We start from the raw sequence: 11,614 nt of genomic DNA, 5'->3' as shown, positions 1-11,614 counted from the left end.
ATCAATGGGATTGTGGGAGTTCGGTATGGCAGGCGCAGTCGTGGCCGCTGGCGGCCTCGGACAGGTTTTGCAGAATCGCGCAGTCTTGCGACGGCTGCGGCTGGTCGCACTGGTGGCGCAAGGTCACCAGTTGCTGCTGCAGGGTTTGCAAATTTGCCATCTGCTCGGCGATGCGCAGGATATGGTGGTCGAGCAATTCGTTGACGCTCTGGCAGCCTTCGGCCGGATTGTTCTTAAATTCCAGCAAAGCGCGGATATCGGTCAGGCCGATCTGCAAGGAGCGGCAATGGCGGATGAATTGCAGCCGTTCCTGGTGTTCTTCGCGGTATTCGCGGTAGCCGGCGCTGTTGCGCCCCGGTTCCTGCAGCAAGCCCGCTTTTTCATAGTAACGCACGGTTTCCACGTCACAATCTGTCCGTTTGGCCAGTTCTCCGATACGCATGGCATCCCCTTTTCATTCTTTCGTGCAAATTCCGCTTGACCCTGTAGCCGCTACAGGGTTTCTAATGGAAGCATACACGAAACCGGAAGGACGAATGCGATGCCGCACGATAGCCACGATCATACCCACGAGCACAAGCACGACCATGAGCATCAGCATGCATCCAAGGCGGCCAGTTGCTGTGCCAGCCAGCATGCGTGCTCGTCCACGCCTGCCGCTCCGTCTGGTCCCGCGCTGCCCAGCGCGGCTATCGCGGGCGCGAGCACGGCCAAATACCGCATCGCCAACATGGATTGCCCCACGGAAGAACGCTTGATCCGCAACAAGCTGGCGAATATGGCGGGCGTCGTGGGCCTCGATTTCAACCTGATGAACCGCGTGCTCGACGTGCACCACACCCTGCCCTCGCTGGCCACGGTGGAAGCGGCCCTGCACGGCATCGGCATGCAGGCGATTCCCATGGAGGCGGACGCTGCCGTCGCGCGCGACCCGGACGAAGGCAATCTGTCCAGCCTGCAAAAAGGCTTGCTGGTGGTTTCCGGCCTGGCTGCTGCCGGCGCCGAAGCGCTGGCGTGGACCACGCACGCAGACAGTTCGCCCCTCGTCATCGCCCTGGCCCTGCTGTCGATCGCCACGGGCGGCTGGCCGACCCTGAAGAAGGGCTGGATTGCCCTGAAGACGTTCACCCTGAACATCAATTTCCTGATGAGCCTGGCAGTGTTTGGCGCCATCGCCATCGGCCAGTGGCCGGAAGCGGCCATGGTCATCTTCCTGTTCGCCATCGCCGAGCTGATCGAGGGCCTGTCCCTGAACCGCGCGCGCAACGCCGTGCACAGCCTGATGCAGCTGGCGCCGGACACGGCGACCGTCGCCGACGCCAGCGGCGCCTGGCAGCAAGTATCCGTCGCCACCGTGGCCATCGGCGCGACCATGCGCGTGAAACCGGGCGAGCGCATCGCGCTCGATGGCGTCGTGGCCAGTGGCGAGTCGTCCGTCAACCAGGCACCGATCACCGGTGAAAGCATGCCGGTGGACAAGACCGTGGGCGACGTCGTGTATGCGGGCACCATCAATGAACGGGGCTTGCTCGACGTCACGGTGACGGCCAACAGCGGCAACAGCACCCTGGCCAAGATCGTCAAGGTGATCGAGGAAACCCAGGGAAAACAGGCGCCCACGCAGCGCTTTATCGACAATTTTGCCCGCTACTACACGCCTGCCGTGGTCGTGTTCGCCATCCTCGTGGCCGTGCTGCCGCCTTTGCTGCTGGGCCAGCCCTTCATGGCCTGGGTCTACAAGGCCTTGGTGATGCTGGTGATCGCCTGCCCTTGCGCGCTCGTCATTTCCACGCCGGTCACGGTGGTCAGCGGCCTGACGGCGGCCGCGCGGCGCGGCATTTTAGTGAAAGGCGGGCAATTCCTGGAAACGGGTTATCGGATCAAGGCCATCGCCGTCGACAAGACGGGCACCTTGACCATGGGCAAACCGGCCGTCACGGACGTGGTGGCCCTGGAGGGCAGCGACCGCGACGCCATCCTGCTGCTGGCCGCCAGCCTGGACGCCAACTCGGCCCACCCGCTGGCCGCCGCCATCGTCAAGGCGGGTCCGCCCGCCGGCAGCCACTTGCCCGTTACCCAGTTTGCCGCCCTGCATGGACGCGGCGTGCAAGGCAATATCGATGGCCAGACCTATTATCTGGGCAACGCACGCCTGATGACGGAATTGAAAGTCTTGACGCCGGCACTGCAAGCCATCCTGGCACGGCTGGAACAGCAAGCCTACACGGCCATGGTGCTGGCTACCCCGGCCGTTGCGCTGGGCGTGATCGCCGTGGCCGACGTGCTGCGTCCGACGGCGGCGTCCGCCATTGCCCGCCTAAATGCGCTGGGCGTGACGACCGTCATGCTGACGGGAGACAATCTGCTGACGGCGCAGCGCATCGCGTTTGACGTCGGCGTGAGCCTGGTCAAGGCGGAATTGCTGCCGGAAAACAAGCTCGATGAAATCAAGGCCTTGCAGCAAGAGTTTGGCGTGGTGGCCATGCTGGGCGACGGCGTCAACGACGCCCCGGCCCTGGCGCAGGCGGACATCGGCTTTGCCATGGGCGCGGCCGGCAGCGACACGGCCATCGAAACGGCGGACGTGGCCCTGATGGATGATGAACTGGGCAAGTTGCCTGAATTCATCAGCCTGAGCCAGCGCACGCGCAGCATCCTCGTGCAAAACATCAGCTTCGCCATCGGCATCAAGGCCGTGTTCTTCGGCCTGGCCCTGGTCGGCATGGCGACCCTGTGGATGGCCGTGTTTGCCGACGTGGGCGCCAGCCTGCTGGTGGTGGCCAATGGCTTGCGCCTGTTGCGCAATAACAAGCAAACATAGTCCCGGACAGAAATATTTCCATCTGGACAATTGCTGTAAAAAACGCTACTTTGGCGGCTGATTCCACCTTCGCCAAAGTAGCCGATGACCTTGCTGCCCCGCCTGTCCCTGCTGGCCGCTCTGCTGGCTGGCACCTCCCTGCATGCCGAACCGATGTTCTTCACGCCCTGCTCAGATACGGCCGCCCCCGGCAGCCTGTGCTCGGGCTTGAACGTGCCCGGCAGCTACGATGCCCAGGGCCGCGCCGTCGGCGACGCGGATGCCATGCACGTCTTCGTGCGCAAGTTTGCCGCCGATGTGCCTGTCGGCAAGCCTGTCAAGGGTACGCTGTGGCTGGTGGCGGGCGGCCCCGGCGAATCGGGCGCCGCGTTCTACAGCCTGTTGCCCACCCTGCGCCGCAGCTTTCCCGGCTTTGAATTCCTGATCCCCGACCATCGTGGCACGGGCCATTCGTCGCGCCTGTGCAAGGTGGAAGAGTCCGAACAAAGTCCCGGCGGCCGCGCCCTGACCGGCGCGGAATGGGCCAGCTGCTTCAAGGGCATCAACTTGATGCCGGAATACGCGGGCCAGTTTTCCATCACCACGGCCGCACGCGACTTGAAGGCGCTGATCGAGGGCGAACGGGGCAAGAGCAAGCGCAAGCAGCCGCCCGTGTATGTGTACAGTGTGTCGTACGGCACGCAGCTGGTCTTGCGCACCTTGCAGCTGGGGCCGCTGCCAGTCAAAGGCGTGATTTTCGACTCCTTGGTGCCGCCGCAAACGGATGCGCGTTGGGACTTGAGCCAGCGTTCGCAGGTGGTCAACCAGGTCGGCATGCAGGTGCTGGCCCGTTGCGATGCGGATGCGGCTTGCCATGCGGCATTGGGCGAGCCGGCCGCAGCCTTGTACCGCCGCGTGCTGGACAAGGCGCAAGCCGATCTCGCCCTGCTGGCGAAGATTCCCGGCAAGAACCTGAAAAACTTCCTGGGCGGCATGCTCGACGTGCCGGCCGCCCGCGCCCGCATCCCCTACCTGCTGCACGACCTGGACCGGGGCGGCGAGACGGAACTGGCTGCCGTGCGTGCCACATTGGCGGACGCGGCGGCCAGCCTGGGCAGCTATCCCCAGTCGCCGCTGTCGATTCCGCTGGTCAGCATCATCAGCAATTCGGAAAACAATCTGCAGCCTTCCTTGCGCCCCGACTGGACAGCCGCCGACCTCGAGCGCGAAGAGGCGGACTTGCTGTTGACCAGTCCCCTGCCCCGCATCCTGCTGGGCGGCGGCTTGCCCGCCTACCCGCGCGACGCCTATTTCGGCGCCTTGCCGGCCAAGGTGCCGACTACACTGGTACTGCAGGGAACGCTGGACCCGAAGACGCCGTACGCGGGCGCGCAGGCGCAAGTGCAGGCCTTGACGCAGCGCAAGGCGGGCAAGGTGGCCCTGGCCACCGTGCACAACGCCCCGCATTTCATCCTGTGGACGGCGCCCGCCTGTTTCGAGCAAGCCACTACCCGCTTTATTGCCGGCAAGCAGGCACAGGATTGCACGCTGTAGTTCCCACGGCCGTTGCTGCGCTGAGCAAGCCATCAGTCTCGTGCTTGCCGCGCCGCTGCCAGCGCCGCGACAAAAGTGGCGTCGCCATCGACGCACTGGCTGGCCGTGCAGCTACCCAGGTCTTCGGCGATGCGGAAGCCTTCGCCCAGGCTGCTGGCATTGCCGCGTCCGCCATGTCCGCGCGCGGCGCTGCGCAGCACCTGGCGCGAGGACGAATAGCTGCCGCCGCGTGTCATAAAATAGTCGCCTTCCACCTCGCAGCCGCTGCGCCAGGCCGATCCATCGGCGGGCGCACCCCGGTAGTCGGGATGCTGGCAATCGGCCACCCATTCCGCCACGTTGCCCATCATGTCGTGCAAGCCGTAGCCGTTGGGCGCATAGCTGCCCACGACAGCCGTGTACTCGGCGCCATCGTCGCAATCAGTGACGAGCATGTCGAGGCCGTGATCGCGCCAGGCCGCGGCCTTGAAACGCCGGTCTTTCATGTTGGCGTAGCTACACAATTGTTCAGGAACATCGCCGGACGCGTATTTCGTGCTGGTGCCGGCGCGCGCCGCGTATTCCCATTCCGCCTCGCTGGGCAGGCGGAATGGGCGGCCCGTTTCCCGCGCCAGCCATTGCACATAGGCCGTCGCATCGTTCCAGCTCACGCACATGACGGGGTGGTAGTCCGTTGGCGCATGCGCGGTGGCGTCCCAGCCCGACTCCTTGAGCGCGATGCCGTCAGTGCGGTCGAAATCCCAGCATTCGCCAGCCGCCCGATAGCCGGTGGCGGCAACAAATTGCCGGAACTGCGCCACCGTCGTCTCGTATTTTGCCAGTCGGAATGCGGCCACGCGCACTTCGTGGGGCGGCCCCTCGGCCGGATTATGGCTGCCATCGCCGATACGCGGCTCCGTGCTGCCCATGGTAAACACACCGGCGGGAATGCCGGCCATGGGAGGGAGGATGGCCGCGGCGGCTGCCTGGGCGCTGCAAAAGATGGCGCAGGCAAGGGAAATAATGCTGTGCTTCATGTGGCTCCTGGTAATCGGTGGGTGAGAACACAGATTGACAGCCGGGCCAGCGGATGGCCGGGCGCATGCGACGAATCGACAATGGGGCCGACGAACGGCAAGCCATGTTCTGGTCAACAAGACAAGCGGCCGCTACACTACGCCCATGACCAGACAAACGACCCTGCTGCAGGGCTGGCGCTCCCTATGGGAACTGCGCCCCCGGCACGAAGTGCCCACCCTCACCCGCCTGCTGCTCATCTCCCTGATCGGCATCGCCCTGGCATTGGGCCTGATGGCCGTCGTCGCCATCTTCGGCCGGGTCGACCGGCCGCACTGGTGGTGGGCCTCGCTGCTGCCGAATATCGGCATCTGCCTGTGCATCGTGCATACCCTGTTCGGCGTGCTGCGCCTGGCCGGGCGCTGGCTGCCGACGCCGCTCGTCGAGCGCATGTCGCATGTGCGCGACATCCGCGCCGGCATGGGCCTGGGCGCGCTGTCCCTGGCCGCCATCATCCTCGGCATGAGCATCGGCTTCACCATCGTCCCGATACTGGTGGGTTTCAAGCTGTGGGGCATGTTCGTCTCCCTGCCTGCCGCGCTGACCAAGTTTGCCGTCTTCATCCTGTTTGTCATGGGCGCCAACTGGGCCTGGTGGCGCTCGCGCCTGCGCCAGCAGCAGCTGCAAAGCGAGGTGACGGAGGCGCGCCTGCGCCTGCTGCAGGGGCAGATCGAGCCGCACCTGCTGTTCAACACCCTGGCCAACATCCAGAGCCTGATGGACTACGATCCGCCGCGCGCGAAACGCATGCTGGAAACGTTTTCCGGCTACCTGCGCGCCAGCCTGTCGCAGCTGCGCCAGGGCGACAGCACGCTGGAAGCGGAACTCGACATGGCCAGCCAGTATTTGTGCCTGCTGCAGATCCGCATGGACGAGCGCCTGCGTTTCCGCATCGACGCCAGCGCGCAAGCGCGCCTGGCCAGCATGCCCACGCTGATGCTGCAGCCGCTGGTGGAAAATGCCATCGTGCACGGACTGGCGCCCATGTTGGACGGCGGCAGCGTCGTCGTGCATGCCGAGGTGCGCGCGGGCCGTCTTGAAATCCGCGTGCTTGACGACGGCATGGGCTTGACGGCCCCAGGCAAGCCACCGCGTCCGGGCAGCGGCATGGCGCTGGCCAATCTGCGCTCGCGCCTGCAGGCCCAGTTCGGCGCGCAGGCCAGCCTGCTCCTGCGCGGGCGCGAGCATGGCACCGAAGCCGTGCTGGAGCTGCCGTACCAGCGCGCCGCCAGCGCATGCCCAGTGGAGGCCGCATGACGCGCGCCCTGATCGCGGACGATGAACCGCACCTGGCGCTCTACCTGCGCGACCAGCTGCTGGCCCTGTGGCCGGACTTGCAGATCATTCATATGGCGCGCAATGGCGTCGAGGCCGCCGCCTGGATCGCCGAGCTGGAACCCGATATCGCCTTTCTCGATATCCAGATGCCGGGGCTGTCCGGCCTTGAGGTGGCGCAAGGCATCGAAGGCCCTACCCGCGTGGTGTTCGTCACCGCCTTCGACGAGTTTGCCCTGCAAGCCTTCGAGCAGGCGGCGCTCGATTACGTATTGAAACCCGTTACCACCGAAAGGCTGGCCCGTACCGTGGCGCGCTTGCGGTCGGTGGCGCCCTTGCCGCCCGCCAGTGCGGCCATGGCACTGGCGCTGCAGCAACTGACGGCCGCGCCCGGACCTGCCCGCCCCCGGCTGCGCTACATCCTCGCGTCCAGGGGCGAGCGCACGCACCACCTCGACGTGGCCAAGGTGCGCTTTTTCCATGCCGACGACAAGTACACGGTCGTCGCCAGCGTGGATGGCGAATTCCTGATCCGCACGCCCATCATGGAGCTGGCCGCCCAGCTTGATCCGGAACAGTTCTGGCAAGTGCACCGCTCTACCCTGATCAATCTGGCCTGGCTGGACGGCACGCGCCGCGACGACGCCAGCCGTTTATTCGTGCGCATGCGCGGCCACGCGGGCGAGCTGCCCGTGAGCCGCGCCTTCGTCCACCTGTTCCGGGCCATGTAGCGCGTCCTGCCCGCTTGCCTTCCGTCGCCCTGGCTGTCGATTCGTCACAAGGCCCGTGCGGCGGGCGTCGCCGTTGGCCATGCTGGCATTTTTATTGCCGGAGACGCCCATGTTCAAGCTATTGCCGATATGTTTACTGTGTGCCGCCACCGCCCAGCCCGCCCTTGCCACCCTGCCCGCCCCCGTCATCGACAAGGTCGACGGGCGCCTGGTGGAATCGCTGATCCTGCGCCATCCCACCTCGCGGGACGTGGTGGTGTTCGAGAATGGTTCGCGCGCAACGCTGGACAAATGGGGCGTGGTGCCCGAGCGGCTGGCATTGGACACCTCCGTGTTCGCGTATCACCGGCCCGGCTATGGCAACAGCGAAGCGGCCGCCGCGCCGCGCGACGGCCGCACCATCGTCGAGGAGCTGCGCGCCGTGCTGCGCTTCAAGGGCTTGCATCCGCCCTATGTGCTGGTCGGCCATTCGCTGGGCGGCCTGTACCTGCAGCTGTTTGCCCGCACTTACCCTGAGGAAGTCAAGGCCCTGGTGCTGGTCGATGCGCTGTATCCGCGCATGGTGACGCCGGTACAGGATTTCCCATTGCTGACGCGCATCGTGGGCCAGTTGGCCTTTTCACGCGCCGTCTGGCGCGAAATCGAACAGATCGATGCGACGGGCAAGATGGTGTTGAGCCTGCCTGACATCGACAAGCCCGTGGTACGCCTGGAAAACCGGCCCGTCTCCAGCACGGCGATCGCCGTCGACTTTGGCGCGTTCAGGATGGATAAAACCACCCGCGACGGCGTCAACGCGCTGTACCCGCAGGCGGTCAGGATGGTGGCCGATTCCAGCCACCAGATGGCATTGACGACGCCCGACATCGTCGAGGCAGCGATCCGGCAGGTGTTGCCCGGCCCCGGCGGGAAGACGGTCGCCGGGCAATGAGGCCGGCTGGTGCCGGTCTTTGCGGTCAGTTGCTTGCGATCAGGCCGCGCGGCGTGCCCGCAGATGCAGGTGGCGGATGGTGGCGGCGGCCGCCATCAGGATGGCGGAAGCCGTTGCCAGCACGACAATAAATGCCTTGTCGAAGGCCGAACGGGCCAGTTCCGACACTTGCAAGCCCAGTTCGGCCGGCAATTGCTCGGCGGCCAGCAGCGCCGCGTCCAAGGTGTCATGGGCGTTCGGCAGCAGGCCCGCGCTTTCCGGGATCACCAGGGTGGCGCTGTAGACGGCCGACATGATGGTGCCCAGAACCGTCACGCCGATCACGGCGCCCAGCTCGTACGACACTTCCTCGATCGAGGCGGCCATGCCGGCTTGCTGGGGAGCCACGTTGAGCATCACGGCGCTCGATGCGGCCGTCATGACGGCGCCCAGGCCCAGGCCCAGGATCACCAGGCTTGCCACTTGCGCCGAGACGGCGGCGTCATGCAGCACCAGATACGATGCCATACCTATACCGGACAGCAACAGCGAACCCCACAAGACCTTGGCCTTGTCGGCACGCGGCAGCATGAAACCCGTCAACGGACCGGCAAACACGGATGCCAGCGGCAGCGGCAACAGCAGCAGACCCGCTTCCAGCGGCGACAATTCCCGCACCAACTGCATGTGCTGGCTCAGCGCCAGTTCCATGCCGATCAGCGCGGCGGACGCCACCATGGCGGCGGCCACGGCGCTGGAAAACGGCAGTTCGCGGAACAGGGCGAAGTCGATCAGCGGCTTGGCTTGCCGCTTCTGGCGACGGACGAATTTCAGCATGAAGAAGGCACCCACGGCGAACGAGGCGGCGGCCAGCGCATACGAGGGCTGCGACTTGCCCAATTCCTTGATCGCATACACGCCACCAAGCAGACCCATCATGACTTGCAGGGAACCTTTCAAGTCCCATGGCTTGTCGCGGTTACCGGCCCGTTTCGGCAGGATGACAGTGGCCAATACCAAGGTCAGCAGCACGATGGGCACGTTGATCAGGAAGACGGAACCCCACCAGTAATGTTCCATCAAGAAACCACCGAGCACCGGGCCGAACGCGGCGCCACCCGAGGCAATCGCCGCCCACACGCCGATGGCGAACGAGCGCTCGCGGTGGTCCGTAAAGGTCAGGCGGATGATGGACAAGGTCGCCGGCATCATCAAGGCGGCGCCGATAGCCAGCAATACGCGGGCAAAGATCAGCCATTCCGGCGCAGGCGAAAACGCGGCGCACAGCGAGGCGATGCCGAACACGGCCAGGCCGGCGAGGAAAACGGGTTTGTGGCTCAAGCGGTCACCGAGGGTGCCGAGGCCGGGCAACAGACCGGAGACGACCAGCGCGTAGACGTTGATGATCCACAGTTTTTGCGAGGAAGTGGCTTGCAAGTCGCGCGTCAGCGCGGGCAAGGCGGTGTAGAGCACGGTCATGTCGACTACGATCAGGAACAGGGCGCTGGAGACGATGGCCAGCGTCAGCCATTTTTTCATTGGATGCATAAACAACTCATGGATTTTAGTGTAACTTTTAACAACTGTCGCTTTGGATGAATCTGGTGCTGCGCAAATATTTACGTTCCAGGCTGCCACGGGCCTGGCCTTGTCGGGGGCGGCGGGCGTCAGCCACGGTCGCCATCCTTGTCATCCACGGCGGCACTCGCTGTAGTTGCGTGGAGTTCGCGCAGCATGACGACGGATACTTGCTTGAAACCGCGGCCCTGGAAGAATTGCTGTGCCGTCAGGTTGTGCGCGCCGCATTCGAGGAACAAACGGGCGATGCCGTGGCTGCGCAGCTCGTCGGCCACCCACTCCACCAGCAAGCTGCCGATGCCGCTGCCGCGCACGGCAGGCAGCAAGACCAGGTCATCCAGCGCCGCGAACGATTTCGAGGCGCGCTGGCGCGTGTCGATGGACACCAAGGCCATGCCGACGATGGCGTCACTCAAGGTGGCGACGGCCAGCAGGGTCGAATCGCCATGCGCCCAATCGTGCGACAGGGCGGCGCGGATTTCGCCGCGTATGACTTCAGGCAAGTCCGCGCGCCAGTTGCCGGGCGCATCGGCCCGTTCGCCCTGCAGCTCCGAATGGGAGATATAGTCGGCGCTGACGTTGTCAAGATAGAGCTTGCACAGCGCGTCTTCGGCGGTGGCGTCGTGACACCAGCTGAAGCTGATGGCGGGGGTATGGGCTTGGGCGTTTTTCATGGCGGATCTCGTGTTATTGAATTAGTAAAAGCATTTTATGTCGCCCCTGAATGGCATTCAAGTTAAAATCCATCTGTAAAACAGATAGGTGGATGCCATGCAATGGACTTTGGAACAAATGCGTTACTTCGAAGCGGCCGTCGCGGCCGGTTCTTTCTCGGGCGCGGCGCGTCGGCTGGGCCGCGCGCAATCAGTGGTCAGCACCTCGATCGGCTTGCTGGAAGCGGAATTCGGCGTGGAACTGTTCGACCGTTCGCGCCGCAGCGCCGTGCTGACGGAGGCGGGCAAGGTGATGCACCTGGAAGCGTGCGAACTGCTGCGCCAGGCCGAGCGCTTGCAGCTGCGCGCCCAGCTGCTGAGCGAGGCGCCGGAAGCGCAGCTGACCCTGGCCCTGGACGAAGCCCTGCCCTATCTGGCCATCGGCACCCTGGTCAAGGAACTGGCGGCGCGCTACCCGGCGCTGGAACTGGTGATGCTCAACGCCACGGCGTCGGAAGTGGCGCAATACGTGGAGCAGCAGCAAGCCGACGTGGCCTTCCACTTCGACCGCGGCCCGATTTCTCCCGTGCTGGAACAGCAGCACATCGGCAGCGTGGCGCAAGGCGTGTTCGTGGCCAAGGGCCACCCGATGGCGCACGGCCACGAAGTGAGCCGCAACGAGCTGACCCGCTACCGCCAGCTGATCATGGATTCCGAGCTCAACCGAGAACAGGCCTTCAGCCCCGCCGTCTGGTTTTCCGACAGTTTTTACAGCATAGCGGAAATGGTCGCGGACGAGCTGGGCTGGGCGATTTTGCCCCTGAACATCGCCAATTACGACAATTACAAGGGCTATTTGCAGGAAGTGCCCTGCCCTGCGCTGGCTTTATCCAGGCTGCCGGTGCGGCGGCTGTCGATACATGGGAAGAAGCTGAGCGAGACGAGTTTGTGGCTGACGAACAGGCTGGCGGAGTTGTTGGCGGATGGGCCTAGGGGGTGAGTGCATGCATAGCGATGCGGAATTGTTGAGGTTGTGAATACTCGATAGTCGCCCGTT

General features: G+C 64.7%; 10 protein-coding genes. 6 read left to right on the top strand and 4 right to left on the bottom strand.

Annotated elements, in window-relative coordinates; all coding sequences use genetic code 11:
• Position 1: 1 nt before the first annotated feature.
• On the bottom strand, positions 2–442 hold the full coding sequence (cadR, locus tag AC3RCG_RS15245; protein WP_070218780.1) for a Cd(II)/Pb(II)-responsive transcriptional regulator: 441 nt from the start codon (positions 440–442) through the stop codon (positions 2–4).
• Positions 443–541: 99 nt separating this feature from the next.
• On the opposite strand from cadR, the gene AC3RCG_RS15240 reads away from it, so the two are divergent.
• Both AC3RCG_RS15240 and AC3RCG_RS15235 read left to right on the top strand, forming a co-directional pair.
• Entirely contained in the window at positions 542–2,821 is a 2,280-nt protein-coding gene (locus AC3RCG_RS15240) for a heavy metal translocating P-type ATPase (RefSeq protein WP_492401396.1), read from the top strand.
• Between the two features lie 84 nt (positions 2,822–2,905).
• The gene (locus tag AC3RCG_RS15235) at positions 2,906–4,354 is read left to right on the top strand and encodes an alpha/beta fold hydrolase (RefSeq protein ID WP_492401398.1); all 1,449 of its coding nucleotides are present in this window, start codon (positions 2,906–2,908) and stop codon (positions 4,352–4,354) included.
• Positions 4,355–4,386: 32 nt separating this feature from the next.
• On the opposite strand, the gene AC3RCG_RS15230 is transcribed toward AC3RCG_RS15235, so the two are convergent.
• Positions 4,387–5,370 carry a formylglycine-generating enzyme family protein gene (locus AC3RCG_RS15230; RefSeq protein ID WP_492401400.1) on the bottom strand — a complete coding sequence of 328 codons (984 nt, stop codon included), beginning with the start codon at positions 5,368–5,370 and terminating at the stop codon, positions 4,387–4,389.
• 145 nt (positions 5,371–5,515) lie between these two features.
• On the opposite strand from AC3RCG_RS15230, the gene AC3RCG_RS15225 reads away from it, so the two are divergent.
• The 3 genes from AC3RCG_RS15225 to AC3RCG_RS15215 all read left to right on the top strand — a co-directional run bounded on the left by AC3RCG_RS15225 (position 5,516) and on the right by AC3RCG_RS15215 (position 8,347).
• Positions 5,516–6,667: a sensor histidine kinase gene (locus tag AC3RCG_RS15225; RefSeq protein WP_492401401.1), complete on the top strand. Its 1,152-nt coding sequence runs from the start codon at positions 5,516–5,518 to the stop codon at positions 6,665–6,667.
• Entirely contained in the window at positions 6,664–7,416 is a 753-nt protein-coding gene (locus AC3RCG_RS15220) for a LytR/AlgR family response regulator transcription factor (RefSeq protein ID WP_492401402.1), read from the top strand. The genes AC3RCG_RS15225 and AC3RCG_RS15220 overlap by 4 nt, the downstream gene beginning before the upstream one ends.
• A gap of 109 nt (positions 7,417–7,525) precedes the next feature.
• Positions 7,526–8,347, top strand: coding sequence for an alpha/beta fold hydrolase (locus AC3RCG_RS15215; RefSeq protein ID WP_070288380.1), 822 nt, complete (start codon positions 7,526–7,528; stop codon positions 8,345–8,347).
• 39 nt (positions 8,348–8,386) lie between these two features.
• On the opposite strand, the gene AC3RCG_RS15210 is transcribed toward AC3RCG_RS15215, so the two are convergent.
• Both AC3RCG_RS15210 and AC3RCG_RS15205 read right to left on the bottom strand, forming a co-directional pair.
• Positions 8,387–9,865, bottom strand: a complete 1,479-nt coding sequence (locus tag AC3RCG_RS15210) for an MFS transporter (protein WP_492401698.1) — start codon at positions 9,863–9,865, stop codon at positions 8,387–8,389.
• Between the two features lie 128 nt (positions 9,866–9,993).
• Entirely contained in the window at positions 9,994–10,578 is a 585-nt protein-coding gene (locus AC3RCG_RS15205; protein ID WP_492401403.1) for a GNAT family N-acetyltransferase, read from the bottom strand.
• Positions 10,579–10,675: 97 nt separating this feature from the next.
• Between AC3RCG_RS15205 and AC3RCG_RS15200 the strand changes: the two genes are divergently transcribed.
• Positions 10,676–11,557: a LysR family transcriptional regulator gene (locus tag AC3RCG_RS15200; RefSeq protein WP_492401404.1), complete on the top strand. Its 882-nt coding sequence runs from the start codon at positions 10,676–10,678 to the stop codon at positions 11,555–11,557.
• Positions 11,558–11,614 lie beyond the last annotated feature (57 nt).

This window comes from Janthinobacterium sp. GW823-FHT01H08 (genome assembly GCF_058797855.1).
The sequence above is the reverse complement of the archived record's forward strand: the minus strand, read 5'-3'. Positions and strand labels throughout refer to the sequence as shown.

Excerpts from the sequence above, each read along its gene's own strand:
- cadR (WP_070218780.1), bottom strand. The coding sequence starts at position 442 with ATGCGTATCGGAGAACTGGCCAAACGGACAGATTGTGACGTGGAAACC.
- AC3RCG_RS15240 (WP_492401396.1), top strand. The coding sequence starts at position 542 with ATGCCGCACGATAGCCACGATCATACCCACGAGCACAAGCACGACCAT.
- AC3RCG_RS15200 (WP_492401404.1), top strand. The coding sequence starts at position 10,676 with ATGCAATGGACTTTGGAACAAATGCGTTACTTCGAAGCGGCCGTCGCG.
- AC3RCG_RS15235 (WP_492401398.1), top strand. The coding sequence starts at position 2,906 with ATGACCTTGCTGCCCCGCCTGTCCCTGCTGGCCGCTCTGCTGGCTGGC.
- AC3RCG_RS15210 (WP_492401698.1), bottom strand. The coding sequence starts at position 9,865 with ATGAAAAAATGGCTGACGCTGGCCATCGTCTCCAGCGCCCTGTTCCTG.
- AC3RCG_RS15220 (WP_492401402.1), top strand. The coding sequence starts at position 6,664 with ATGACGCGCGCCCTGATCGCGGACGATGAACCGCACCTGGCGCTCTAC.
- AC3RCG_RS15215 (WP_070288380.1), top strand. The coding sequence starts at position 7,526 with ATGTTCAAGCTATTGCCGATATGTTTACTGTGTGCCGCCACCGCCCAG.
- AC3RCG_RS15230 (WP_492401400.1), bottom strand. The coding sequence starts at position 5,370 with ATGAAGCACAGCATTATTTCCCTTGCCTGCGCCATCTTTTGCAGCGCC.
- AC3RCG_RS15225 (WP_492401401.1), top strand. The coding sequence starts at position 5,516 with ATGACCAGACAAACGACCCTGCTGCAGGGCTGGCGCTCCCTATGGGAA.
- AC3RCG_RS15205 (WP_492401403.1), bottom strand. The coding sequence starts at position 10,578 with ATGAAAAACGCCCAAGCCCATACCCCCGCCATCAGCTTCAGCTGGTGT.